The organism is Patescibacteria group bacterium (assembly GCA_028707065.1).
GTDB lineage: Bacteria > Patescibacteriota > Patescibacteriia > Patescibacteriales > WJLG01 > JAQTUZ01.
In genome coordinates, this window is record JAQTUZ010000016.1 from 1 (window position 1) to 23,728 (window position 23,728).

Consider the following 23,728-nt stretch of genomic DNA (forward strand, 5'->3'; position numbering starts at 1 on the left):
CGGGTGCTGGCTTCGCTTGTCGTCGTCACTTTGGTTTCCTGGTACGCTTTTTTGGTTCAGCGCCAAGATGAAAGCAAGGCGGAAAGCGGCGGCAGCTTTTTGCTGATCTTTGCCTTTGTTTCTTTAGTGGTGGCGTTTCTGATGACTTCGGCCCACGAAAATCATTTTTATTTGGCTACCGTATTATTGATCATTCTGCTGGCTAAATTCGGCGGCCGCGTCTTTAGTTTGGCCCTGCACGGCACATTGATCATCCAGTTTGTCAACATCTATTTATTGTATTTTAATGACTACGTCGCTAATTATTTAAGAGGCGGTTATGGCCTGGGGACGAGAACGATACTGGCGGTGATTTCCGTGTTTTTTTTCATCTTGATCGCCAAAGAAATGCTCTCTGTTATTTTTACCAGCCAGAAGGTAGAACAAGAGTTATAGATTAAAGAATAATAAAAATCGAGGATGAGCCTCGATTTTTTTAATTTTCCCAAATAAAGCGGCTCATTCCTGGCCGGCCGTTTCCGGCAGAGCTTCCGGCTTACTGGCCGCGTAAACCCAGTATTTATACAAGAAAAAATTCCAGGAGACCGCCAGGATGATCGAGCCGAGGCGCACCAGGCGGTAATCGAAAGCCAAAAGATGATTAAAGACATACATGGCGGAAACGGCAAAGGAGTAATTGTAAATGACTACGATGCCAAAACGAAAAAGCTGGCGGTGCGTCAGGGAGTGTTCCTTGAATGACCAGTACTTATTCAATAAAAAAACAAAAGCCAGAATGAAAACCTGGTTGGTCAGCACCGCGACAAAAGGCGGGAAATGCAGAATTTCTTTTAAAAAAATCAGGCTGCTCATGTCCAGAATTACGGCGCTAACGCCCACGATGAAATACTTGGCGAATTGCCGGCGCAAAGACCAGAAGAATTTTAAAGTTTTTTTAAGCATTTTTCGATGTAATACTAATGCCATACGAATGCATACTAATATGACGAATGCGGGCTAAAAATTATTCGTTATATTAGTATGTATTCGTTGATTAGTATTACAATTATAAGTTATCCAGATACCATTGATAATAAGATTTTAATCCGTCGGCTAAATTTATTTTATGTTTCCAGCCCAAATTGTGCAATTTGGAAACGTCTAACCGCTTGCGCATCGTCCCGTCCGGTTTGGTTTTATCCCAATCGATTTTTCCCTTGAAGCCGGTAACTTCTTTGATCAGTTCGGCGATTTCTTTGATGGCGATATCTTCGCCCGTGCCGATATTGATGATTTCGCCGCTGTCATAATTATTCATCAAAAATACGCAAGCGTCGGCCAGATCGTCAACGTGCAAAAATTCGCGCCGGGCCGAGCCCGTGCCCCAAACCACCGTTTCGCGGTCGCCGCGGATCTTGGCTTCATGAAATTTCCGCAGCAGCGCCGGCAAGACATGGGAATTAGCGAGATCAAAATTATCATTCGGGCCGTAAAGATTAGTCGGCATCACGGAAATGAAACTGGTCTTGTACTGACGGTTATAGGATTGGCACTCAATTATGCCGGCGATCTTGGCGACCGCATAAGGCTTATTGGTTTCTTCCAGAGGGCCGGATAATAAATATTCTTCTTTGATCGGCTGACGCGCGTCGCGGGGATAAATGCAGGAACTCCCTAAAAATAATAATTTTTTTACGCCCGACAGATAAGCCTGATGAATGACGTTATTCTGCACGGCCAGATTTTCGTAAATGAAATCGGCCGGATAAGTGTCGTTGGCGGCGATGCCGCCGACTTTGGCCGCGGCCAAGAAAACATATTCCGGCTTTTCTTGGGCGAAAAATTCGGCCGTTGATTTTTGATCGAGCAAGTCAAGCTCCTTGTGGCTCTTTAAAATAAGATTGGAAAAACCAGTTGCTTTCAATTTGCGGACGATCGCCGAGCCGACCAGTCCATTATGACCGGCCACGTAAATTTTTGATTCGGTATTCATCATTTGAATTGGTAGTAGAGAAAAAAATTTGTTGTTTTGTCATCCTGAGCGCCGCGCGAAGGATCTATTAAGTAAAACCTTGTCGATTCCGAAAAATATTTTTTTGTTATCGTCGAAAAAATTAAAATATTCGTTCTAATTCGCGGTGATGTATTGATAAACGCCCCGGATAATAGATCCTTCATCGTCCGCCCGAGGCGGACTCTTCAGGATGACAAAAGGGACGGTATTTATTTTGCCCTGTCGCAGTCTCCGCCTCCCTCGGCAAGCTCGGGACAGGTCGGGACTGCGACGCAATCGTCGTTGGCAGCAGTCCCCTTCGGGAGACTGTTGCATGGCAAAAAAATTCGTTGGCAGCAGTCCCCTTCGGGAGACTGCTGCATGGCAAAAAGCATAGACCCTCCCTGGTTGCGAGGCGCAACCACCCCTCCCCCCGCACGCTATCGCTTTGCGGGACAAGCGAGGAGGGGACGATTTTATTTTTTATTTTTTTCAATTTCCAAGTCCGTTTCGCACATTTCTTTGATCAGTTCGGCAAAAGATATTTTCGGCTCCCAGCCTAATTTGGTTTTGGCCTTGGTCGGGTCGCCCAAAAGCTCATCCACTTCGGATGGGCGGAAATATTTCGGGTCGATCTCAATAATTGTTTTTCCGGTTTTCCGGTCAATCCCTTTTTCGCCCAGGCCTTTTCCTTTCCAGACAAGATCAAGGCCGAAATTATGGGCGGCCAGTTCGGCGAATTCCCTGACCGAATGATTTTCTCCCGTGGCCAGAATATAATCATCCGGCTCTTCGGTCTGCATCATCAGCCACATGCCATAGACATAATCTTGGGCATGGCCCCAGTCGCGCTTGGCATCAAGATTGCCCAAGAATAATTTTTGATCCTTGCCTAATTTTATTCGGGCCAAACCGCGGGTGATCTTGCGCGTGACGAAAGTTTCGCCGCGGCGCGGGGATTCGTGGTTGAATAAAATTCCGTTGACCGCGAACATCTGATAAGCTTCGCGATAATTTTTGGTGATCCAGTAAGCAAAAACTTTGGCGCAGCCATAGGGGGAGCGGGGATAAAAAGGAGTTGTTTCTTTGAGCGGCAGTTCGATCGCTTTGCCGAACATTTCGCTGGAGGAGGCTTGGTAGAATTTGGTTTTGATTTTGGCTTCGCGGATCGCGTCCAAAAGCCGCAAAGCGCCCAGCCCGGTTACGTCGGCGGTATATTCCGGCATATCAAAAGAGACGCGGACATGGCTTTGCGCGCCCAAATTATAGATTTCATCGGGTTGGATTTTTTCCAATAAGCGGCTTAAGTTGCTCGAATCGGAAAGGTCGCCGTAATGGAGAAATAGTTTGACGCCATTGATGTGCGGGTCGGTGTAAAGATGATCGATGCGCCCGGTGTTGAACGTGCTGGCGCGGCGGATTAAGCCGTGAACTTCATAGCCTTTAGCTAACAGCAATTCTGCCAGATAAGAACCGTCCTGGCCGGTGATGCCGGTGATCAAAGCCTTTTTCATATGATGAAAGTTTATTTATTGATATAAGAATTTTATTACAATCCGCGGTCTTTGTCTATCTTAAATTTTGAAAACTGGTTTTTTCATTGACAAATAATTAAAGAAATGTTATTATCAGGGATCTTTTGATCTTTAACAATCAAGTTAACCAGTGAATCTATTGCGCAGAAAGAGAGGGCCTTTTATGAAAAAAGGTTTAGCCGCTAAATATAAAGGAATTGACAAGTCGGGCAAGGAAGCCGTTTTAGCCGGGAAGATCAAACCTTATGCTTTTCCGGTTTCTTTGCAGAATCGTTTTTCCGTTTTTGCCGTGATCGAGCTTAATGATTTTTTCCAGATGTTTTTGGCAAGGGTCCAAAAGATCGAAACAATGTTCGGCCTGAAGCTGATCTTGGCCGGCCGCGATGTTTGGCCGCACTTTACCGTGCTGGAAGGCAACGTTGACGAAAGCAGGGAACGGTTGGATTATGCCTGCTTGATAAGAAATTTTTTATCAGGCACGGCCTTGGCTTCGCCGGAGAAAAGGATGCTCTTTCGCCGCATCTCTATCAATCAGCTCCTGTTGGACAATGGCAATCTGCTTTTGGTAACCGCCGGATCGCCGTTTCTTAGGATCAGGGAAAAGCTGTCCGCCTTTTACCAGTCGATCAATTTGATTCCTTGCCCTCGGGATATCACCCATTCAACCATCAGCCGGATAGCGGAAATTCCCGACGGCTTCGGTCTTAAAGGATGGAAACAGTATCACGATTATGTCAGCGGTCTCCAGCGGCTTATCAGGAGGAACGACCTTGTTTTAAGAATAAGAGGCGTTCATAGCGGAGAAGCTTATGAATTTCTCACCGCGAAAGTCGGGTAAAGAAGCATTTAGCGATAGTTATGAAATTTGTTTTTTTAGACAAAAAAGCCGCCAGGATCATTCCGGCGGTTTTTATTTTTTATCGGCCGGCCCGCGATAACACCGTGGAAATCGTTTTTAAGATGATCGAGAGGTCCAGATAGAGCGAGCGGTTTTTGATGTAATAGAGATCATACTGCAATTTTTTCATCGTGTCCGCGAAGGAAGGGGAATGATATTCGCCGGCTATCTGATCGCAGCCGGTGATGCCCGGCTTGACCAGCATCCGCTCGCGGTAAAAAGGAATTTGTTTTTCCAATTCGGCGATCAGTTCCGGCCGTTCGGGGCGCGGGCCGACAAAACTCATCTCGCCTTTGATGATATTGAGTACTTGCGGAACTTCATCAAGGCGGGTTTTGCGCAACAGCGAACCGAAGCGGGTAACGCGATGATCGCTATCCAAAGTCGGCGATTGATCGTTATTCTCGGTTTTCATGGTCCGGAATTTTATCATTAGGAAATTCTTGCCCCGTTCGCCGGCCCGGTTCTGCACAAAAAATACCGGCCCCTTGCTTTCCAGCTTGATGATCGCGCCGATGATCAGCCAGAAAGGGCAAGTGATAAGAAAAATAAATAATGACAGGACCAGATCGGCCGTCCGTTTGAACAGATCGAAATCTCTCTTGTTGCCCTCGTTCAAATTTTCCAAAAACCACATTTTATTGATCTCCTCCAAAGGGATTTTGCCGGCGATATTTTCGTAAAAATCAACCAAGTTGATAAAAGTTATTTTTAAGGGCAAACATTCAAACAAGAGCGCGCGCAATTCCTGCGAGTCGGGCGTGGTGGCGAGTATCACGTTGTTGATCTTTCTTTTTTCAATTAGGGCCGGCAGATCGTTGATGTTGGTAAAAATCGGCGTGCCGTTAATTTCTTTGCTTGGCGATTTTTCGTCCAAGATGAAAGACAAAGAAAATCCCAGCTGCGGTTTTTGCTTCAACTCGGCCGAAATTTCTTCGACCAGATGATTCGATCCGATGATCGCCAAATTGACGCGCGGCAAATACGATTTAAGCAGGGAATTCAAAGAGCGGCGCCAAGCGATAAACAAGGCGGCAAAAACAACGATGAATATCGCCAAGTTGGTCTTGGGAGTGAGCTCGTCGCGCGGGGCAAGATAAAAATAGACGATCGATAAAAGCGCGGCAATGATAAAACTTTGGCCGACTCTCTGAAAAAATAAGGTGTTATTGACCGCTTGGCGCAAGTCATAAAGATTGGAAATATAAAAAGCGATCAGCCAAAAAATAAAAACCGCCAGGAATGATATCCAGAGCTTTTGATAAATTTCCGCGGACGGGGGAGTTAAATAGCGCAGCCAGAGCGTCAGAAACAAGGCCAGATGCATGATGGCCAGATCTCCCAGTAAAATTATAAAATTTTTAGATCGATTGCTCATAAAAAATATAATACGAATACTACGAATTATACGCGAATACTACAAACTCCGCGAACCATTTATAATTCCCCTCTTGGGAGGGGTGCCGAGCCCGGCGAGGCGGGGTGGGTTTTCGGTTCGCGGTATTCGCGAAGAATTCGTAGTATTCGTATCATGTCATGCAATACTTAAATTAGCAGAAAAATGCGCAAAAATCAAGCTTGCCTAAACAAAACGGGAATGATAAGATTTGAGTATGGAAAAGCATGATTTGGAGAATAAAAAAGGCTGGCCGCTCTCGGGCAATGGCCGGATCACTGATTTTTTGGAAAAAAGCATTGCCAACGGCAAAATCGTCAATACCTATATTTTTTTAGGGTTAAAGGACCTGGGCAAGACCGCGGCGGCCGTGCATTTTGCCAAAAGTTTGCTTTGCCAGAAAAAAAAGCCGGGCGCGTTTTCTCCGCCCTGCGGCGTTTGTCCTTCGTGCCGGCAAATGCAAAACTCCGGCAAAGAAGAAAAGGGTTTTGAAACTCTGCACGGCGATTTTCACTTAGTGCGGAAAGAAGCGGACAAGAAAAATATTTCCATCGAGCAAGTGCGGGAATTTATCCGCATCCTGGAGATGAGCTCTTTTTTGAATTCTTATAAAGTCGGCATCATTAAAGATGCTGATGACTTGAGCGAAGGCGCGGCTAACGCCCTGCTGAAAACTCTGGAAGAGCCTCGGCAAAAAGTCGTCGTCATTTTGACAGCCTCAAGAATCGAAAAAATTCCGGCCACGATCGTTTCGCGCAGCCAAGTATTGCATTTCTTGCCGGTACCGGCGGCGACTATTTATGATTATCTCATCAAGGATCTGGGCTGCCCCAGAGCGCAGGCTAAAAATATTTCCCGCTTAAGTTTGGGCCGGCCGGCGCTGGCTGCCAAGTTTTTCGAAGACCGGGAATTTTATCAGAGTTATCTCCTTAAAACCGAAACCTTTTTGCAATTTTTTAAAGATAATTTGAATCAGCGCCTCCAGGCGGTGGGAAAGATCAGCGCTGGCGCGGACGAGGAAAGCAAAGCCGAGACAGCCCTGGGAATTTTAAATGTTTGGCAAGGGTTGCTTAGAGATTTGATTTTGCTTAACGTCAATAACGGCGATTTGATCCAGCATGAGCCCTGGCGGGAAAAATTGGAAAAAATTTCCAACGGATTGAACGGCGGGAGTTTGGGCAAGATCAGCGATTCGCTCAAGCTGGGCGAAAAATATGTCCGGGCCAACGTCAATCCCAAACTGGTTTTAGAGAATATCGCGATAAATATATAAAAATAAATGACAAGCCAGGGATGTTAATTTGTACCGGTATTAGCTACGGCAACATTAAAATTTATAGAAATTTGATATTGGAAATTTGAAATTGGGAAAACCAATTTCTAATATCCAATTTCCAATTTCCTGTTCGATTTTATTTTGGCATCCATTTTAAGAGATTAAATCGGAATTAAATTATAATAATAAATTCAATTATATGTTCAACCAAAAAATTATCATCGCTTTGTCTCTTTGTTTGTTGGCGGTTCTCACCATGGGCGCCGGCTGTTCCATTTCTTTTAAATCCTCCGACACCTCGGCGGTTGACGGCGGATTTTGGGTCAGTCTGGATAAAGGTTTGTCCTGGTGGCAGGTTAATGCCGTGCCGACCGCTGCCGGAGTGGCGAATATCAACGCGCTCGACGATTCGAGTTTGGCCTTGGATCCGGAGGACACTAACGCGGTTTATTTTGGCAGCGCCGCTAACGGATTGTATTATACTTATGCTTTGAGCAATGGCTGGACGCAGGCGGCCAGTTTGAATGAAAAGAAGATCAACGCCGTGGCGGTCAGCCCGGACGATAAATGCATTATTTACGCGGCCGCCGGCAATAGAGTCTATCGTTCGAGCGATTGCAATCGCACCTGGACGCAAATTTATTTTGACAACGATCTGACCACGCAGATCAGCGCGCTGGCCGTGGATTTTTATGACGCCCACCGGGTTTATTTCGGCAACTCCCGCGGCGAGGTTGGCCGCAGCATTGACCGAGGCGATCATTGGGTAACGGTTTTGCCCTCGGGATCCAGCATTAATCAGATAATTTTGAGCCCGGCTGATAGCCGAAAAGTTTATGTCACCACGGTCGGTGAAGGCCTTTACCGCACCACCGATGCGGGCGACAATTGGGTATCGCTCAAGAACAGGATGACAGAATTTAAAAATAGTTTTAATATAGTGTCGCTGGTGGCTACGCCCGGTTCGGACGGGCTGCTCTTCGCGGCCACGGCCTATGGCCTGTTAAAATCGGCCGATTCGGGCGATACTTGGACCAGAATTAAATTAATAACTCCGGAGCAGCAAGCATCGATCAATTCCTTGGCGGTCAGCCCCAAAGATCCGAAAGAAATTTATTATGTCACTAACACTACTTTTTACAGTTCGGCCGACGGCGGAACCAGTTGGCGGACCAAAAAACTCCCTTCCACCCGCGCTGGTTGGCGTCTGCTTATCAAGCCGGATGAACCCAGCGTGATTTTTATGGGAATGAAAAAGTACCAGCAAAGCAGCGGAGCATTCGGACTGTAATTAATTACAAATTATTAATTATAAATTATAAATATATGAATCAGTATCTGCAGGCAAAAAAACTGGAATTTCAGAAGGCGGTGGAATTTTTTAAAAAGGATATCGGTTCGATTCGCACCGGCCGGGCTAATACCGCCGTACTGGAAGGAATTCAAATTGAAGCTTATGGCGCCAAAACTCCGCTGGTCGGTTTGGCTAATGTGGCGGTGGCGGACGCGCGCAGCCTGATCGTCTCACCCTGGGATCGAAACATCCTTAAAGACGTAGAAAAGGCGATCATCGAGGCTGGTTTGGGTTTGGGCGTGGTTAACGAAGGCGATAAGATCCGCTTGACCATACCGGCGATGACTGAAGAAAACCGCAAAGAGCTGGTGAAAAAATTGAATGAAAAAACCGAGCAAGCCAAAATTTCGGTCAGGCAGAATCGGGAAGCGATCAAAACTTCGATCGAGAAAGCCGAAAAAGACAAAGCGATTTCCGAAGACGACCGCTTCCGGTTTATGGAAGAATTGGAAGAAGAAGTAAAGAAGATCAATGAAGAACTTAAAGGGATCAGGGATAAGAAAGAGAAGGATATTATGACAATATAGTGATAATTTGAAAATTAGAGAATTGGATAATTTGGAAATAAAAATGTCAAAATGACTAATTTTCAAATTTTCAAATTTTTTAATTCTCTTTTTTTAATTTAGTTAACATTAATTATGCTTCTAACAATAATTGTTTTTATAGTCGTTTTATCTGTATTGGTTTTCGTCCACGAGGCCGGGCATTTTTGGGCGGCGAGAAAAATGGGCGTAAAAGTCGAGGAATTCGGTTTTGGTTTGCCGCCGCGGGCGATCGGCGCCTTGAAATTTACCGGCGACCGGGCAGTGCCGATCGCTACCGAAGAAACGGTCGAGGTGAGCGAGAATATGTTCGGCGAGAAAAAAATTCACGATGAAGTCACGGAAGTGGGAGTTATTAGGAAAATAAAACGCTGGAAATTTTTTTGGGGCGAGCGATTGCCCGACGCGGAAGAAGGGCTCAAGGCTGATGACACGGTTTATTCGATCAATTGGCTCCTGTTGGGCGGATTTTGCAAGATCAAGGGCGAAAACGGCGAAGGAGAAAATGACCAAGACAGTTTTGTCGCCAAGGCGATCTGGAAAAGGATTGTCATAATTTCCGCCGGCGTGATCATGAACGTCGTTTTGGCCATGGCGCTTTTCGCGGTGGGCTATATGATCGGTTTGCCCCAGAGCGTTGAAGATGTCGGCCAACAAATGATCATCAAAGATCAAAAGATCCAAATCACCCAAATATTTCCGAATACGCCGGCGGCTAAAGCCGGGTTGAAACCGGGTGATGTCATCGTCGCGATCGACGGGCAAAAATTCACCCGCGACATTGAGGTACAGAATTACGTCAATGCGCATATTGGTTCAGAGCTTGATTACCAGATCCGGCGGGTTGATAAAATAACCGATTTTAAAATCACCCCCGTTGATCTTAACGGCCGGGGAGGGATAGGCGTGGGTATTATCAATACCGGGTTGGTCAGATATCCCTGGTATTTGGCGATCTGGAAAGGAATCACCACGGCGATCGTTTTGCTCTGGGTGATCATTGTCGCTTTCTATGAGCTGCTTAAAAATTTGATCCTCGGCCATGGCGTATCCGCGGAAATTGCCGGCCCGGTCGGCATTGCCACGATGACCGGGCAATACGCGCGCATGGGCTTTGTCTATCTCTTGCAATTTGTCGGCCTGCTCTCGCTTAATTTGGCAGTAGTAAATTTTCTGCCGATACCCGCCTTGGACGGCGGAAGAATTATTTTCTTACTGATTGAAAAGTTCAAGGGTTCGCCGATCAAGCGGGAAATCGAGGCAGTGATTCACAATATTGGTTTTTTTGCTTTGATTATCTTAATTTTATTTATTACTGGCAAAGAGATTCTCGGGCTTGCCGGCCCCTTAGCGATCTTGTGGCAGAAAATATTTTAACCCATTTGTCATCCTGAACGGAGCTCCGCCGGCTGGCGGAGTGGAGTGAAGGATCTATTATCTGGGAAGTTCGTATTATAACTTTAAAAATTTTTTTCGATAAAATCCGGAGATCCTTCGCCCGCCTCGCCGGCGCTTCAGCAAGGCGGGCCAGGGGCTCCCTCCCAAGGCGGGCAGGCAGGATGACAAAACAATATGTGGGATAATATTTCTCAAGCGGTGATATTCGTTTTCGGCGTACTGTCGATTTTTCTGGTCGCCAAGAAAAACAAATGGGGTTTTGTCTGCGGTCTGCTCACCCAGCCCTTCTGGTTCATCACTACTTTTATCAATCACCAATGGCCGATTTTTTTCCTGAATTTTTTGTACACCGCTACTTGGATTTTTGGCGTTTATGAATGGTTTTATAAAGATAAAAAAATAATCAACAAGCCATGAAGTTAAAATTTTTTTTCATCATCATTGTCGGCGCGCTGGCCTTGACCGGTTGCGCTTCAAACAACACGATTAACGTCAAACTTCAGCCGCAATCGGCCAATCCGTCAGCCGAATCCTCCTCCGCCAGGGCTACGGAGGACAAGCCCGCTTCCGTTGAACAAAACGATAATCAAATTAATCAAAATCAAATGAGTATTGCTACTACGACCAAAGAAACTAATTTAGCCGCAATTTACAAGGGAGCGATTTTAAAAACAAATCTGGGTGATATTCAGGTTGAGTTTTACGGCGTTGAATCGCCGAACACGGTTACCAACTTTATTAAGCTTGCCCAGAAAGGATTCTATAATGGCACTAAATTCCATCGCGTCATTCCTGATTTTATGATCCAGGGCGGCGATCCCAACTCAAAAGATGATGATTGGTCCAATGACGGCACGGGCGGTCCGGGCTATCAATTTGATGATGAATTCAACGATCAGCCGTTAGTCCGCGGCTCATTGGCGATGGCCAATTCCGGTCCGGACACCAATGGTTCGCAATTCTTTATCGTTACTGCCGCGGCCACGCCTTGGCTCGACGGCAAACATACGAATTTCGGCCAGGTGACTAAGGGCATGGATGTGGTAACGAAAATTGAAAATCTGCCCCGCAACGAAAATGATCATCCGACCACCGATGCAATCATTAAAAGTATTACTTTGGTGAAGAAGTAATTAGTTGATTAGTTAATTGGGTAATTAGTTGTAGGGTAAATATGTTTCGAAATAAAAAAATCGGGGTTAACTAGCCTTGATTTTTTTGTATAAAAAATCCCCCCCCTCTTGCCATGCAGCAGTCTCCCGTCCGCCGGCTGGCGGAAGGGGACTGCTGCCCACGGTTATTGCCTGCCTGCCGGCAGGCAGGCGTCGCAGTCCCGCGGCTGCCCGCCCTGAGCTTGCCGAAGGAAGATTGCGACGGAAACCAAAAATAAATGGTATCCAACCGCAGGGCAGAGCCCTGCATTCATTTTTTCTAAAAGGCCTTCTCGCATGCCGCCGGACGAGGTATTTATCATCGCTTGCTCGGAAATAATCTCCGCCGTAGCGAGATTATTTCACTCGCTTCGCTTGATAATAAAAATCCTCTTAGCCCTTGGCGGTTAAGAGGATTTATTTACAGCGCGGCGATTTCGGCTTTGATGCCGAAAGTTTTGATTATGAAGAGCAATTCGTCTTTGTGCAGGTTCCCCATCACGATTGCCGATTCTTTTATTCCGGTGGCCGACATTTTATCGACGGCCTTGGCAACGGCCAGAAAACGGCGGAAGCTGTCACAAAAATTTCCATACAGTTCGGCAAGTTCCGCCTTCCTGGGCGCGGTCAGATCGCCGCTTATAACGCAGCTTTTTAAAATTCCGCCGGCAAAATTAATTTCCGTAATATCGAATCCGAAGATCATGACACCTTTCTGCCGGTAAAATTCTCCCCACCAGGATTTGCTGTTGGCCAGTTCCTTGTTTATTTGAGAACTGTCTTTGCGGGGCCCGATGCCAATGGCGCTATAAAATTGGTTGTCCTTGGCAAAAGAAGAAATATTAGGATCAAAGGGCGATTCGTCGATAACCAACTTGATCCTTTTTTTCCTGATGAAATTCGCCACTTTTTTTTGGCTTTCCAATCCTTCCTTGGTCCATTCACCGCTCCGGCTGTGCGTTTGAGGAACGACATAGATTTTCATCAACCCATCTTTTTTGGCAATCGCCTCGGCGACATGAAGCGCGGTTTTAGTGATCACTTTTTGCTCGCTGAACCAAACCAGAAAGCTTTTCGCGCTTATTTTTCCAACTCGCGCGTTGGGCGGAATTTCGCGGGCCAAGTCGGCGAAATTTTTTTCCAGATAAATCGTTAGTTCGCCGAAGGTCGCCTGTGCCGGGCAAAAAACTTGCGCTTGGCAACCGGTCGAAAAAAAGGTGAAAAAAATCAGGAAGAAAAAGGCCGTGAACATGGAAGAATCGAGTCGAAACATAATTATCTCCTTTTTAGAAGTGAAAAGGGCGCAGGAACACTTTAAAATATCATACTATCGAGTATTTGTCAATATTGTCAATTTGCCAAGATTTGTTTTTTAAGGTATATTAGACATACTAATTTTAATTTTGAGTAATTGAAAATTGAAAATTATTTGCCTGCCCGCGGACGCGGGACGCGGCCAGGGAAAATTGTGAATTGAAAATTGGAAATTTATCATATGGATATAAAGAAAATACAAGAAATTTTGAAGGACGAGCCGAAGTTTAGGATCAAACAGGTCTATGAGGCGGTTTTCGCCAAATTTATCGAGAATTGGGACGAGGCGACTAATCTGCCCGCGGCTTTGCGCGAAAAATTAAAAGCTGAAGCTCCGCTCGAGATTAAGGCGGAAATTTTGGAATCGGCTGACAAAAATACTATCAAAGCGGCAATCGATTTTAGTGATGGGCGAGTGGAAACGGTTTTGATGCGCCACGGCGAAAATCGCAATACGGTTTGCGTATCGTCGCAGATCGGCTGTCTTTTGGGCTGTGAATTCTGTCTGACCGGCCAAGGCGGTTTTGAGCGAAGTTTGAATTTTTATGAAATCGTCGAACAGGTTTTGTTTTTCGCGCGCTATCTTCGCCGCAGTCCGCAGGGCGAGACTGGCGGCGGGACAACCACCCCCAGAACCACCCCTAACCCCTCCTTCGAAAGGAGGGGAAATCCGGTGGAGGGGAATATCTCCGAAAGAGTGTCGAATATAGTTTTCATGGGCATGGGCGAGCCGCTTTTGAATTATGACGAGGTGATGAAGGCAGTCAGATTTTTAAACGATGAAGAAACTTTCAATATCGGGGCGCGGAAAATTTCCATCTCCACGGTCGGCATTATCGATGGCATAAAAAAATTAGCCAACGAGCCGCTGCAGATAAATTTAGCTTTGTCGCTGCACGCGCCGGATGATGAATTGCGCCAGCAAATTATGCCGGTGGCCAAAAATAATCCGCTCAAGAGTTTGCTCAAGGCGGTGAAAAGCTATATTGCCAAGACCAACCGCAAGGTGATGATCGAATATCTGATGCTCGATAAAGTCAACGATTCTTCGGCGCAAGCGCAAAAATTGGCTGACTTGCTCAAAGTTCATTTGGGCAAATTGTTTATGGTTAATTTGATCTCTTATAATGAAACGCAGAAATATCGCACTTCGCCTTCGGCGGTGATCAATAATTTCAAAAAAATCCTTGAGCGGGAAGGAGTGGAAGTCGTCCAGCGCTTCAAATTCGGCCGTGATGTGCAAGGAGCTTGCGGACAACTCGCTGGTCAACGGAGCACAAGAACATAAAAGCACAAGAGCATTGTCTTAATAATTCAGATTATTGATATTCGGATTATCTCAATTCGGATTCATTCGTAGTTCGGATTCATTCGTAGTAAAAAAAGCCGCGGTCGCTTGAAATAGGCCGCGGTTTTTGAGTTCTTAATCTTCGCCGGTTAGATTGGTGACGGTGATCTGATTTGGTTCCAGAACCACGATTTTACCGACAATCGAATTTTTCTTGCCAGCAATGCTTGACGGCGGGATGGAGTTGCCATCCACGATTACCGACGTTTCCTGGCGGACCTTCTGTCTCTTGTCCGCTCTCTCTTCGACTATGCGGATGAAGTAAAATCCCTCATCGAAAAGTTTGGAAGTGGGATCGGAAGGAAGCCGGTTTTGTTTGGTAATGACCTTGGTAACCAGTCCCAGAATTTCGGTAAATTGCCGCAGAGCAAGGAACGTGCCCTTGAAAAGACGATGTCCCGGTTTTCCCGGAACGCGGTTTTCCGATTTTTCGAAGACGATTAACCGGGACGATTCAATGAAGATATCTTGGCCGATAACGCTATTCTCCCCGGTTATACTGGTTTCAGGAATGTCTCTGTTATCGACCAGCACCACGGTCACTAGGTCGCGGCACCGCTTTTTTTTGTTTTCGGGCTCGACAATTTTTAGCAGTGAGAAATTCTGGGGAAAGAGCAGAGGGAAGGAAGGGTCCTCGGGCATCCCTGTTTCTTGAGTGAAGACTTCATGTACCTCTCCGCAAATCTGAAGCACTGGTCGGAGCACGTTAATTATCCCCGGGATAATTATCTGGTCAGGCATAATCGCCTCCTTTTTAGATTACTGATCGGCATATCCATAATCCCGTTACTGTTGACGCGATACTTTCGGCCGCGAAATTCCCAGCGTAGCACGTAACGCGTGACCGATATTCTGGTGCCGCGGAATTCCTTGCTGCCGAAGCGGCCCAGGGCCGATTTTTCGCAGATGAACCGCTGACAAGACCCCGCATTATTCGGCTTTCCTGAAGATGATGTTGCCACAATATCGATTTCTTTCATCAATTGTCCGTTTGCTTTGCTGAAGCCCATTTCCAGTATCACTATGCCGGAGGCTCGCAAAAACGGCAAAGGATTTCGTCTGGTGTCGATCTTGGTAAAAAGAACATCTAATTTAGCCATTTTGAACCCCCGTATGGTTGGGAAAGATCGTTTTTGAAGGTTAAGAGACATTTTTCTATTTTAGCGCTTCCGTTTATTTTGGCGTAAAAATGGGCGCTTGTCAAGCATCTTGCGTCCGACTGATATATGATATAATCTAATTAAACGGATAAAATATGCCAGCTCAACAGCAAAAAATATTAACCGAAAAGCAGGAGCTCTATTTGCGGGTCAAGGCGATCCCCGGAGCCGCCCGGACGGAAATCAAAACTGTAATGGCCGACGGGACGATTAAGATCGCCGTGGCCGCGCCGCCGGAAAAAGGGAAAGCCAACCGGGCCCTAGTCGAATTTTTGGCCGAAGAATTCGGCGTGCGCAAAAATGGCGTGGCAATCATCAGCGGAGCAACCAACCGAATTAAATTAATCAAAATAACGCAAGGCAAATAATATTGTTAAATTGTTACATTGCTACATTGTTGCGCAACGAAATAAATAACAAAAATGATTAAAATCGTCGCGTAACAATGTAACAATTTAGCAATGTAAGATATGGATCTCTCAGTCATTATTGTTTCTTGGAACGTCAAAGAAAAATTATCCCAGTGTCTGACTCATCTTTTTTTGAGCCAGACGAATTTTTCTTTTGAGGTTCTGGCGGTCGATAACGGCTCGCATGACGGCTCGGCCGAGCTGGTGCGGGATGAATTTTCCCAAGTCAAATTGATCGCCAATGACGGCAACCTGGGCTTTGCGCGCGCGGTCAATCAGGCTTTCCGCCGCTCAACCGGTGATTTTATTCTTTTGCTCAATCCGGATAATTTTGTTTTTCCTTCGACGATTGATGATTGGTTGCATTGGTTGAAGGCTAACCATAAAGCCGCTCTGTCCGGCTGCCGGCTCTTGGACGAAGAAAGCAAGGAGATTAAAGGCCAAGTAAGAAAATTTCCCGGTCTGTTCGATCAGTTGGCGATAATTTTGAAATGGCCTTATTTGTTTCCGGGGATCTTGGATCGTTATTTATGCGTTAAGTTTGATTATGACCGGCCGGCCATTGTCGATAGCGTGCGCGGCAGCGCTTTGGCCATTCGCCGTTCGGAGCTGGAGAATGCTTTGTCTTATGAGCGGTTGCAACGGGGAGAATTGCTTGATGAAAGATTTTTTGTCTGGTTCGAGGACGTTGATCTCTGCCGGACTTTTAAGGCCGCGGAATTGGGAGTTTGGTATACGCCGGCGGCCCGCTGTTATGACGCGGTCGGCGCCAGCTTTTCGCAATTGCCCAGAATGAGCGCGCAAAAATATTTCCGCGATTCAATGTTAAAATATTTCCGGAAATGGAAGCCGTTTTGGCAGTATTGCGTTTTGTGGCTGGCCTGGCCGATCGGTATCGCGCTGACCTGGGTTTTTACGGCGTTGGGATTTGAAAGGAAGAATAATACATAGATTAAGGTAATTAGTGAATTAGTTAATTAGGTACTTAGTTTTGCTGAAGTGAAGTGCGTGAATAATGTGAAACTTGTTTATTATTCAACTAAGTGACTAATTAACTAAGTAACTAATTAATATTTTTATGAAAAGAGTCGGTGTAATATTGGTTAACTATAAAGATTACGCGCAACGATTCTTAATGGATTGCCGCGATTCTTTGCGCGCCATGGATTATCCCCATGAGGCGCTGGCTTTTTATATCGTCGACAATGAAACCGGCGATGAAAGTTTTGCCTACTTGCAAGATAATTTTTCCGAAGCGAAAATATTGCGTAATAAAAACAATGACGGTTTTGCCAAAGGTAATAATGACGGGATGAAAGTCGCGCTTGCCGATGGCTGCGAATATGTTTTTCTCTTGAATATGGATACGGTTATTGAGCCAAACGCGCTCGCGGAAATGGTTAAAACCGCCGAAGCTGACGCTAAGATTGGCGCCGTACAAGCGCGGCTGATGCTGGCCTCAGTTCCGCTGGCCCCGTCAGAGTCTCCCGCCGAGGGGACTCTGACGAAATCAGCGGCAGAGTCCGCTGACGCGAGACTCTGCCGGAGCCAAAAAATAAATTCGCTCGGCAACATCACTCATTTTCTTGGCTTCGGCTATTCGATTGGTTATGGCGAAGAATGGAAAGGTAGTTATGATGCCACGGTCATGACCGTAACACACCCCGGCCTTCGGCCACCCCTCTCGAGAGGGGAATTAATAAATATTGCTTATCCTTCGGGCGCTGCCGTACTTTTTAAAAAAGAAGTTTTGCGGGCGGTCGGTTTGTTTGATGAAGATTACTGGATGTATAACGAAGATCAGGAATTGGGTTGGCGGATCTGGCTCTCCTGCTGGCGCTGCGTCTTGGCTCCGGCGGCAGTGGTTTATCATAAATATGAATTCAGCCGTTCGATTGCCAAGCATTATTGGATGGACCGCAACCGGCTGCTGGCGATCTTTGAATGCTATGAACCGCTGACTTTGATTTTGATCATGCCGGCCTTGCTCGTCATGGAATTAGGCCTGACGCTTTTTTCCATCCAATCCGGCTGGTTCAATGAAAAATTAAAAGTCTGGAATTATTTCCTCTCTTATGATAATTGGGAGCGGATTAAAAAATCCCGCGCCCGCAACCAGGGTTTGCGTAAAGTTCGCGACAAGGAACTCGCCCGCCTGATCACCGGGAAAATCTGGTATCAGGAAGTCGATGACTGGAAACTGCGCCTGATTAATCCAATCTTTAATGCCTATTGGCAGCTAGTAAAAGTAGTGTTGACGTTTTTTTAATTTTGTGATATTTTGGGAAGCTATTTTGAAAATAATAAATATCGGTTAAAGACACTATAAAAAGAAACAAGAAGGAGGAATCATGGCAAGACCCATTATTTTGGGGAATAAGCGCAATCCTTTCTCTGTTATAAAAAGGGATTTTAAATCAGGAGGAATATTACCGCTTCCTAACAATGCTTATGCAGCGTCGACCTGTACGAAATGCGGAGCAGTAAGTGAGCCTTGCAGTTGTCGGGCTAAAAGAACATGGCACGACAGAATAACCGGCCGGAAAATAATCTTCAAATATGTCGAGCTCCTTGATAACTGATATTGATTCCTTTCCCTTCCCTTGGATTCTCGGAACGCCAGTTTTTGGAATCCAGGGGATTTTTTTATCCAAAAAAACCTTGAGCCCCGAGCCATGAGCCTAGCACCAAATTTTCACACACCCCGCCTCGCCGGGCTCGGCACCCCTCTCGAGAGGGGACTTTTTTAATTTGACTTAAATAACCTAAGGAAGTATTCTAAAAATATATACCAAATACTAATCTATGGATTTATCAGTAGTCATCGTCAATTATCAAAGCCAGGATAAAGTCTTGAAATGCCTCGACGCGCTTTTGGACGCGGATTGGGGCGATTTGGCGCACGAAATAATCGTCGTCGATAATAATTCCGGCGATGATTTGGCGCAAGTTAAAGCGATTTTTCCGGAAGTGAAAATAATCCAAAGCGAGAAGAATCTGGGCATGGGTGGCGGCAATAATTTGGGCGCCAGAAATTCGTCCGGAGAGTTTATCTTGATTTTAAATCCAGATACGACCGTACAAGACGACGCGATTTTAAAATTGCATCAATATCTGCGGGAAAATGATCAGGTCGGGATCGTCGGGCCGAAACTTTTGAATCCGGACGGCAGCTTGCAATATTCTTGTTTGCGCTTTCCGAAAATCCACACGCCGATCTTGCGCCGGACTTTCTTCGGCGAATTGGCCCCGCGGCATCTCAATGATTTTTTGATGAAGGAATATGATCACGCGGTAACTAAGACCGTGGATTGGCTGACGGGCTCCTGCTTTTTGATCCGGCGGGAAATTTTGGAAAAAGACGGGCATATTTTCGATGAAAAATATTTTATGTATTTTGAAGATACTGACCTTTGCCGCCGCGTAAAAGCCAAATATAATTACGATGTTGCCTATCATCCCGAAGCGGTGGTAATCCACGATCATACTCGCGCGAGCGCGGAAAAGCCCTGGTATATCGCGCCGTTTGCCGATAAGCTGGCCAGAGAACATATTAAATCGTGGTTCAGGTATTTTATCGGTTAAATTTCTCAAAGCGATAAAATCTGCGTTTATAATACGAATACTGCGAATTATACGCGAATACTACAAAACCTACGAACCGAATTAAAACTTGTTAAATTATTCGTTGTATTCGCGAATAATTTGTAGCATTCGCATCATGTAATTTTTATGAACAGAGATAATTTTTTTGTCGAATTGCCAAAAGAACCGGTTTATAATTTTAAAGTCGATAAAGACGGTTATGTGCTTTTTTGGGAGGTAGCCAGCCGTTTTTTTAAAGAAAATATTCCGGACGCCTTTAGATTTTTAAAAGGTTACGGGGATAAATCCGACCTGGGAGAAGGCTTGAGAATTAAAATTGATTCCCTTAAAACGCTTCATGATATAAGAATCCATCAAGACGATATTGGAGAATTTTTGGAGAGATATCGGAAAAATTTAATGACGCAGAAAAAGAATCCTGATAATTAAAAAAATAGTTTAATTGTTTTTTATGAACAAAATCACCAAAGCCATTTTGCCGATCGCCGGCGCGGGAACGCGTTTTTTGCCGGCAACCAAGGCCCAGCCCAAAGAAATGCTGCCGGTGGTGGACAAGCCAGCCGTGCAATACTTGGTGGAAGACGCGGCAGCCGCCGGCATCAAGGAAATAATTTTCGTCACCGGCCGCGGCAAGCGGGCGATCGAAGACCATTTCGATTATTCCTTCGAATTGGAGCAGCTGCTGGTGAAAAAAAACAAGCCGGAACTTCTGGAAAAAGTCCGGCAGATGGAAAATCTGGCCAAATTTTCTTACGTGCGCCAGCCCATGCCGCTAGGCGACGGCCATGCCATCTCCTGCGCCGCCCATCTTTTAGGCAATGAGGCGGCGGTAGTGATGTTCGGCGACACGCTCTATGACGCGCCGGTGCCGGTCAGCCGGCAAGTGATGGATGTTTATGAAAAATACGGCGCGCCGGTGATCGGCCTGACTGAGATCAGTGAAGAGGAATTCAATAAATTCGGCATGGTTGGCGGCGATGATCTCGGGGGCGGGGTTATCAAGATAAATAAGATAGTGGAAAAGCCGGCCCGGCCGGCTGATTCGCCTTCCAATCTGGCGGCTCCCGGCGTTTATGTCATCACGCCGGAGATCATGAAAATTTTATTGGAAATGAAAGAGGGAAAAAGCGGCGAGATCCGCTTAGCCGACGCTTTTGCCATCATGCTGGAAAGGAAAATGCCGGTTTATGGGAAAAAGCTGGAGGGTGAATGGCTGGATACGGGCAACAAGCTGAATTTTTTGAAAGCTTCGATCAAATTCGGCTTGAAGGATTTGGAAATAAAAGAGGAATTGAAAAAATTTCTCAAGGACTTGGATAAAACTTTGTAAAATACGGTTAAAAAATCCGCCCCTTGCCATTTTTTGAATGTTTCAAGAAATGGCAAGGGGCGGATTTGTTTTAGTTTTCATTGGATATTCAAGCGGTATAACCCTTCGTCGCCGCCCGACTTGGCAGTGAAATAAAGATTTTTTTCAGCGTCATCAAACACCGGCGAGGTAATCGAATCGAAACTGGCCAGTTCCGTCACCTGGATCTCATCATTCGTCGTCCAGGTGATGACATTGATATTTTTTTCCGTCGCGTAGAGGATATAATTGGCCGCTTTCGTTTTGATGATGCTTTTGATCGGCTGCGACCAGCGGGTAATCAATTTATTTTCGTTTTTTTCAAGATCAAGCACCCAGATCTCGTAATCATTGGCCCAGACCAGTTCTTTGTCGCTGACCCATTCGGTTTTTTTTACCGAATCGATCGTTTCCAAGAGCGGATTGGCGGCCGCGGGGTCGATCAAATAAAGAGTTTCGTATTTTTTATCATAGAGATTGAGCAATTTGGCGCCGGGATTGATCAGCTGGTAGCCGTCGGAAGCGGGCAAATCGATTTCCTTGGTTATTTTTTTATCGTTAAGCGAATAAAATTTAAGCTTGGCGTTAAGCCCGTTTTGCACCACGTAGTATAAATTTTTATTTTTAACTTCGTAATCCAGGATATTATTTTCTTTAATGATCGTTTGGTTGGCTTCGCTGGTCAGATCGAAAATGTCGATGGAATTCCGGAATTGATAGTAAATTTTATCCAGCTCGTCGTTCCATTTCAGATTGGCGATGGACGAGCCGATAATCTTGTCCAGCTGCCGGTTTTTATCGGGATTTTTCAGGTTGAGCAGATTTTTTTCCACGCTCAAACGGTTGCTGTCGGTCGACCAGGAAGCGAGCGTTGAAGTCGCGGCAAAGTTCGGCGAAATTTTTTCCAGATTTTGCGACTTGATGTCAAACAGCTGGCCGGTGGAAGACAGGAAGATCTTTTTGCTATTGGGCGAAAGGAAAATTTGCTGGCTGGCAACTTTGGCCAATTGTTGCGGCGAGGTTCTTCTGAACAAATTGATATCCAAGACGTGAGTGATTTTTCCGGGAAAGATAACAATGCGGCGCTGCCAGGGCCAATAGCCGTTGATTTCGACGCGCAAATCATAAGAGCCGGGCATTAAATCTTTGACGCGAGCCGGCGTTTTGATGGCGTTTTCTTTCGGGGGAACGATCTGTTGCAGAAATAAATTGGAAAAATGCCGGGCGGGCAGATCGTTGAGATAAATATCCGCTCCGGCCGGTATGGAATAAATAATGGCCATCCCCGTTTTTTGCACGCCCAAAGGAGTTAACAGATGATGTAAATCGATCTGATAGCCGGAAGCGTAAAGGATGATCAATGGCGTGACGATTAAAAATACTAAACAGAAGGAATAATAAATTATTCGGCGCAAAGTCAGGGTCATATTTTTGGGGGAATGCGGCTAAACGCTCTTTCGAGCATAAATTTAACAAATTTCGAGAAAATTTTTTATAAAATTTTTGAGGCGATATAAGAATATCGTCGAAAAGATTTTAGAAAAAATTTGCCGAAATTTTAAATTTAGGCCGAAAATGGCGTTTAGCCGCATTTCCTTATGGAGGCGCCAAGGGCGGTGAGCCGCTCGGCGATATTTTCATAACCGCGTTCGATTTGATAGATATTGTCGATTTCGGTGCGCCCCTCCGCCACTAGCGCGGCGATCACCAAAGCGATGCCGGCGCGGAGATCCGAGCTGGTAAGCTGGCGGCCATAAAGCTTGGTCGGGCCGTTAACGACCATGCGGTGCGGATCGCACATAATGATATCGGCGCCCATTTGCGAGAGCAGATCGGCATACAACAGCCGGCGGTCAAAAATAGTTTCATGGATCAAAGCCGAGCCTTCCGCCTGAGTCATTAAGACGGCATAAGGCTGCTGCAGATCAGTCGGAAATCCCGGGTATTCATGGGTCTTGATGCCGAAAGAATTTATTTTTTTAGCCGGTTTTATTTTGATCCAATCCTCGCCTTCTTCAAAAGGAATTCCTAAGCGATGTTTAAAAATTTCCAACAGGACCCGAAGGTGTTCGGGGACGCATTTCTTGATCAATATTTCTGAACGGGTAGCCGCGGCCATGATCGCGAAAGAACCGGCTTCAAGGCGATCCGGCATAACCGCAAAATTACCGGCGGAAATTTTTTCAACTCCTTCAATGGTTATGGTCGGAGTGCCGGCGTTGGAAATTTTCGCGCCGCAAGAATTAAGATAATCAGCCAGAGCTTTGATCTCCGGCTCCATGGCGCAATTTTTAAGAATTGTTTTGCCTTTGGCCAAGGTTGCGGCCATAATCATCGATTCGGTGGCAGTGACCGCGATCAATTTATAAAAGAAGAATTCGCCGCCCTTAAGTCCGCCCTTGGCTTTTATGTGATAATAGTTATCTTTAATAATAACTTCCGCTCCCAGGGAAGAAAAGCCGTCCAAAAAAACATCGATCGGCCGCTCTCCGGCGCCAATGACGCAGCCGCCCGGATGGGGAAATTTAACTTCGCCGAAACGCGCCAAGAGCGGCGCGACGAACATTATTGAAGCGCGGAATTTATTGGCGATGGCCGGATTCAATTCTGTTTTTTTGATGCTGGCAGAATCAATTATCACCGTGCCTTTTACCGGATAGTCAATCTTGGCGCCCAAATCTTCCAGTAAGGCCAGCGATTGTTTGACATCTTCGATCTCCGGCAGATTGGTGATAGTGATTTTTTCCAATGACAAGATCGAGGCGGGAATGATCTTTAAGGCCGCGTTTTTCGCGCCTTTAACTTCGATTTCGCCCGATAATTTTGCCGGACCATTGATGATGAATTTGGACATATTTTTCAGAGAACATAGAGCATAAATCAAAGAGCAATATTTATTTGCTCTTTGCTCTTTGTTCGTTGTTCATTGTTATTAGCATAGCTTAAGCTTGGCATTATTTCAACCCACTTAAAGCAAGGGTTGATTTTGAAGCTGTTGTCAAGATTGCTTTTTACTT

General features: G+C 45.7%; 24 protein-coding genes. 15 read left to right on the plus strand and 9 right to left on the minus strand.

The features are described 5' to 3' along the window. On the plus strand, positions 1 to 435 hold a 435-nt coding region (locus PHE24_05255), incomplete at its 5' end, for a hypothetical protein (GenBank protein ID MDD4902512.1). Between the two features lie 63 nt (positions 436 to 498). Here the strand turns inward: PHE24_05255 and PHE24_05260 are convergent. From PHE24_05260 to gmd, 3 genes are all read right to left on the minus strand, one after another. Beyond that, positions 499 to 942 carry a GtrA family protein gene (locus tag PHE24_05260; protein ID MDD4902513.1) on the minus strand — a complete coding sequence of 148 codons (444 nt, stop codon included), beginning with the start codon at positions 940 to 942 and terminating at the stop codon, positions 499 to 501. Between the two features lie 103 nt (positions 943 to 1,045). Beyond that, complete coding sequence (locus PHE24_05265; GenBank protein ID MDD4902514.1) at positions 1,046 to 1,972, minus strand: GDP-L-fucose synthase; 927 nt, start codon at positions 1,970 to 1,972, stop codon at positions 1,046 to 1,048. A 476-nt stretch (positions 1,973 to 2,448) separates the two neighbouring features. Continuing rightward, a complete protein-coding gene (gmd, locus tag PHE24_05270; GenBank protein ID MDD4902515.1) occupies positions 2,449 to 3,486 on the minus strand; it encodes a GDP-mannose 4,6-dehydratase in 1,038 nt (345 codons plus the stop codon). Between the two features lie 184 nt (positions 3,487 to 3,670). Here gmd and PHE24_05275 point away from each other — a divergent pair, with 184 nt between their 5' ends. After that, entirely contained in the window at positions 3,671 to 4,345 is a 675-nt protein-coding gene (locus PHE24_05275) for a hypothetical protein (GenBank protein ID MDD4902516.1), read from the plus strand. Between the two features lie 79 nt (positions 4,346 to 4,424). Here the strand turns inward: PHE24_05275 and PHE24_05280 are convergent, their stop codons facing one another. Next, positions 4,425 to 5,783 (minus strand): sugar transferase, encoded by a 1,359-nt coding sequence (locus PHE24_05280; GenBank protein MDD4902517.1) that lies wholly within the window; start codon positions 5,781 to 5,783, stop codon positions 4,425 to 4,427. 235 nt (positions 5,784 to 6,018) lie between these two features. On the opposite strand from PHE24_05280, the gene PHE24_05285 reads away from it, so the two are divergent. The 6 genes from PHE24_05285 (at position 6,019) to PHE24_05310 (ending at position 11,507) form a co-directional block, all read left to right on the plus strand. Beyond that, entirely contained in the window at positions 6,019 to 7,074 is a 1,056-nt protein-coding gene (locus tag PHE24_05285; protein ID MDD4902518.1) for a DNA polymerase III subunit delta', read from the plus strand. Positions 7,075 to 7,276: 202 nt separating this feature from the next. Continuing rightward, entirely contained in the window at positions 7,277 to 8,368 is a 1,092-nt protein-coding gene (locus tag PHE24_05290; GenBank protein ID MDD4902519.1) for a hypothetical protein, read from the plus strand. 35 nt (positions 8,369 to 8,403) lie between these two features. Then, positions 8,404 to 8,958, plus strand: coding sequence for a ribosome recycling factor (gene frr, locus PHE24_05295; GenBank protein ID MDD4902520.1), 555 nt, complete (start codon positions 8,404 to 8,406; stop codon positions 8,956 to 8,958). A gap of 114 nt (positions 8,959 to 9,072) precedes the next feature. After that, positions 9,073 to 10,353, plus strand: a complete 1,281-nt coding sequence (gene rseP / locus PHE24_05300) for an RIP metalloprotease RseP (protein ID MDD4902521.1) — start codon at positions 9,073 to 9,075, stop codon at positions 10,351 to 10,353. A 195-nt stretch (positions 10,354 to 10,548) separates the two neighbouring features. After that, a complete protein-coding gene (locus PHE24_05305; protein ID MDD4902522.1) occupies positions 10,549 to 10,791 on the plus strand; it encodes a nicotinamide mononucleotide transporter in 243 nt (80 codons plus the stop codon). A gap of 188 nt (positions 10,792 to 10,979) precedes the next feature. Further along, positions 10,980 to 11,507 (plus strand): peptidylprolyl isomerase, encoded by a 528-nt coding sequence (locus tag PHE24_05310; protein ID MDD4902523.1) that lies wholly within the window; start codon positions 10,980 to 10,982, stop codon positions 11,505 to 11,507. Positions 11,508 to 11,946: 439 nt separating this feature from the next. Here PHE24_05310 and PHE24_05315 read toward each other — a convergent pair whose 3' ends face one another. Next, positions 11,947 to 12,798 (minus strand): hypothetical protein, encoded by an 852-nt coding sequence (locus PHE24_05315; protein MDD4902524.1) that lies wholly within the window; start codon positions 12,796 to 12,798, stop codon positions 11,947 to 11,949. Between the two features lie 222 nt (positions 12,799 to 13,020). Between PHE24_05315 and PHE24_05320 the strand changes: the two genes are divergently transcribed. Further along, positions 13,021 to 14,127, plus strand: coding sequence for a 23S rRNA (adenine(2503)-C(2))-methyltransferase RlmN (locus PHE24_05320; GenBank protein MDD4902525.1), 1,107 nt, complete (start codon positions 13,021 to 13,023; stop codon positions 14,125 to 14,127). Between the two features lie 135 nt (positions 14,128 to 14,262). Here PHE24_05320 and PHE24_05325 read toward each other — a convergent pair whose 3' ends face one another. Then, on the minus strand, positions 14,263 to 14,928 hold the full coding sequence (locus tag PHE24_05325; GenBank protein MDD4902526.1) for a hypothetical protein: 666 nt from the start codon (positions 14,926 to 14,928) through the stop codon (positions 14,263 to 14,265). Further along, positions 14,913 to 15,287 carry a hypothetical protein gene (locus PHE24_05330; GenBank protein ID MDD4902527.1) on the minus strand — a complete coding sequence of 125 codons (375 nt, stop codon included), beginning with the start codon at positions 15,285 to 15,287 and terminating at the stop codon, positions 14,913 to 14,915. The genes PHE24_05325 and PHE24_05330 overlap by 16 nt, the downstream gene beginning before the upstream one ends. A 155-nt stretch (positions 15,288 to 15,442) precedes the next feature. Here PHE24_05330 and PHE24_05335 point away from each other — a divergent pair, with 155 nt between their 5' ends. From PHE24_05335 to PHE24_05360, 6 genes are all read left to right on the plus strand, one after another. After that, positions 15,443 to 15,715, plus strand: a complete 273-nt coding sequence (locus PHE24_05335) for a DUF167 domain-containing protein (GenBank protein ID MDD4902528.1) — start codon at positions 15,443 to 15,445, stop codon at positions 15,713 to 15,715. A gap of 102 nt (positions 15,716 to 15,817) precedes the next feature. Then, positions 15,818 to 16,708, plus strand: coding sequence for a glycosyltransferase family 2 protein (locus tag PHE24_05340; protein ID MDD4902529.1), 891 nt, complete (start codon positions 15,818 to 15,820; stop codon positions 16,706 to 16,708). Positions 16,709 to 16,835: 127 nt separating this feature from the next. Further along, positions 16,836 to 18,026, plus strand: coding sequence for a glycosyltransferase family 2 protein (locus PHE24_05345; GenBank protein MDD4902530.1), 1,191 nt, complete (start codon positions 16,836 to 16,838; stop codon positions 18,024 to 18,026). Positions 18,027 to 18,562: 536 nt separating this feature from the next. Then, the gene (locus tag PHE24_05350; protein MDD4902531.1) at positions 18,563 to 19,342 is read left to right on the plus strand and encodes a glycosyltransferase family 2 protein; all 780 of its coding nucleotides are present in this window, start codon (positions 18,563 to 18,565) and stop codon (positions 19,340 to 19,342) included. A gap of 147 nt (positions 19,343 to 19,489) precedes the next feature. Then, positions 19,490 to 19,792 (plus strand): hypothetical protein, encoded by a 303-nt coding sequence (locus PHE24_05355; GenBank protein ID MDD4902532.1) that lies wholly within the window; start codon positions 19,490 to 19,492, stop codon positions 19,790 to 19,792. Between the two features lie 22 nt (positions 19,793 to 19,814). Further along, on the plus strand, positions 19,815 to 20,693 hold the full coding sequence (locus PHE24_05360; protein MDD4902533.1) for a UTP--glucose-1-phosphate uridylyltransferase: 879 nt from the start codon (positions 19,815 to 19,817) through the stop codon (positions 20,691 to 20,693). Positions 20,694 to 20,770: 77 nt separating this feature from the next. Here the strand turns inward: PHE24_05360 and PHE24_05365 are convergent, their stop codons facing one another. Together PHE24_05365 and murA are read right to left on the minus strand one after the other, a co-directional pair. Then, positions 20,771 to 22,138 carry a PEGA domain-containing protein gene (locus PHE24_05365; protein MDD4902534.1) on the minus strand — a complete coding sequence of 456 codons (1,368 nt, stop codon included), beginning with the start codon at positions 22,136 to 22,138 and terminating at the stop codon, positions 20,771 to 20,773. Between the two features lie 155 nt (positions 22,139 to 22,293). Continuing rightward, on the minus strand, positions 22,294 to 23,565 hold the full coding sequence (gene murA / locus PHE24_05370) for a UDP-N-acetylglucosamine 1-carboxyvinyltransferase (protein ID MDD4902535.1): 1,272 nt from the start codon (positions 23,563 to 23,565) through the stop codon (positions 22,294 to 22,296). Positions 23,566 to 23,728 lie beyond the last annotated feature (163 nt).

Excerpts from the sequence above, each read along its gene's own strand:
- PHE24_05325 (MDD4902526.1), bottom strand. The coding sequence starts at position 14,928 with ATGCCTGACCAGATAATTATCCCGGGGATAATTAACGTGCTCCGACCA.
- PHE24_05320 (MDD4902525.1), top strand. The coding sequence starts at position 13,021 with ATGGATATAAAGAAAATACAAGAAATTTTGAAGGACGAGCCGAAGTTT.
- PHE24_05355 (MDD4902532.1), top strand. The coding sequence starts at position 19,490 with ATGAACAGAGATAATTTTTTTGTCGAATTGCCAAAAGAACCGGTTTAT.
- PHE24_05290 (MDD4902519.1), top strand. The coding sequence starts at position 7,277 with ATGTTCAACCAAAAAATTATCATCGCTTTGTCTCTTTGTTTGTTGGCG.
- PHE24_05335 (MDD4902528.1), top strand. The coding sequence starts at position 15,443 with ATGCCAGCTCAACAGCAAAAAATATTAACCGAAAAGCAGGAGCTCTAT.
- PHE24_05315 (MDD4902524.1), bottom strand. The coding sequence starts at position 12,798 with ATGTTTCGACTCGATTCTTCCATGTTCACGGCCTTTTTCTTCCTGATT.
- gmd (MDD4902515.1), bottom strand. The coding sequence starts at position 3,486 with ATGAAAAAGGCTTTGATCACCGGCATCACCGGCCAGGACGGTTCTTAT.
- PHE24_05340 (MDD4902529.1), top strand. The coding sequence starts at position 15,818 with ATGGATCTCTCAGTCATTATTGTTTCTTGGAACGTCAAAGAAAAATTA.
- PHE24_05345 (MDD4902530.1), top strand. The coding sequence starts at position 16,836 with ATGAAAAGAGTCGGTGTAATATTGGTTAACTATAAAGATTACGCGCAA.
- PHE24_05360 (MDD4902533.1), top strand. The coding sequence starts at position 19,815 with ATGAACAAAATCACCAAAGCCATTTTGCCGATCGCCGGCGCGGGAACG.
- PHE24_05265 (MDD4902514.1), bottom strand. The coding sequence starts at position 1,972 with ATGAATACCGAATCAAAAATTTACGTGGCCGGTCATAATGGACTGGTC.
- rseP (MDD4902521.1), top strand. The coding sequence starts at position 9,073 with ATGCTTCTAACAATAATTGTTTTTATAGTCGTTTTATCTGTATTGGTT.
- PHE24_05365 (MDD4902534.1), bottom strand. The coding sequence starts at position 22,138 with ATGACCCTGACTTTGCGCCGAATAATTTATTATTCCTTCTGTTTAGTA.
- PHE24_05275 (MDD4902516.1), top strand. The coding sequence starts at position 3,671 with ATGAAAAAAGGTTTAGCCGCTAAATATAAAGGAATTGACAAGTCGGGC.
- PHE24_05310 (MDD4902523.1), top strand. The coding sequence starts at position 10,980 with ATGAGTATTGCTACTACGACCAAAGAAACTAATTTAGCCGCAATTTAC.
- frr (MDD4902520.1), top strand. The coding sequence starts at position 8,404 with ATGAATCAGTATCTGCAGGCAAAAAAACTGGAATTTCAGAAGGCGGTG.
- PHE24_05305 (MDD4902522.1), top strand. The coding sequence starts at position 10,549 with ATGTGGGATAATATTTCTCAAGCGGTGATATTCGTTTTCGGCGTACTG.
- PHE24_05285 (MDD4902518.1), top strand. The coding sequence starts at position 6,019 with ATGGAAAAGCATGATTTGGAGAATAAAAAAGGCTGGCCGCTCTCGGGC.
- PHE24_05280 (MDD4902517.1), bottom strand. The coding sequence starts at position 5,783 with ATGAGCAATCGATCTAAAAATTTTATAATTTTACTGGGAGATCTGGCC.
- PHE24_05260 (MDD4902513.1), bottom strand. The coding sequence starts at position 942 with ATGCTTAAAAAAACTTTAAAATTCTTCTGGTCTTTGCGCCGGCAATTC.
- PHE24_05350 (MDD4902531.1), top strand. The coding sequence starts at position 18,563 with ATGGATTTATCAGTAGTCATCGTCAATTATCAAAGCCAGGATAAAGTC.
- PHE24_05330 (MDD4902527.1), bottom strand. The coding sequence starts at position 15,287 with ATGGCTAAATTAGATGTTCTTTTTACCAAGATCGACACCAGACGAAAT.
- murA (MDD4902535.1), bottom strand. The coding sequence starts at position 23,565 with ATGTCCAAATTCATCATCAATGGTCCGGCAAAATTATCGGGCGAAATC.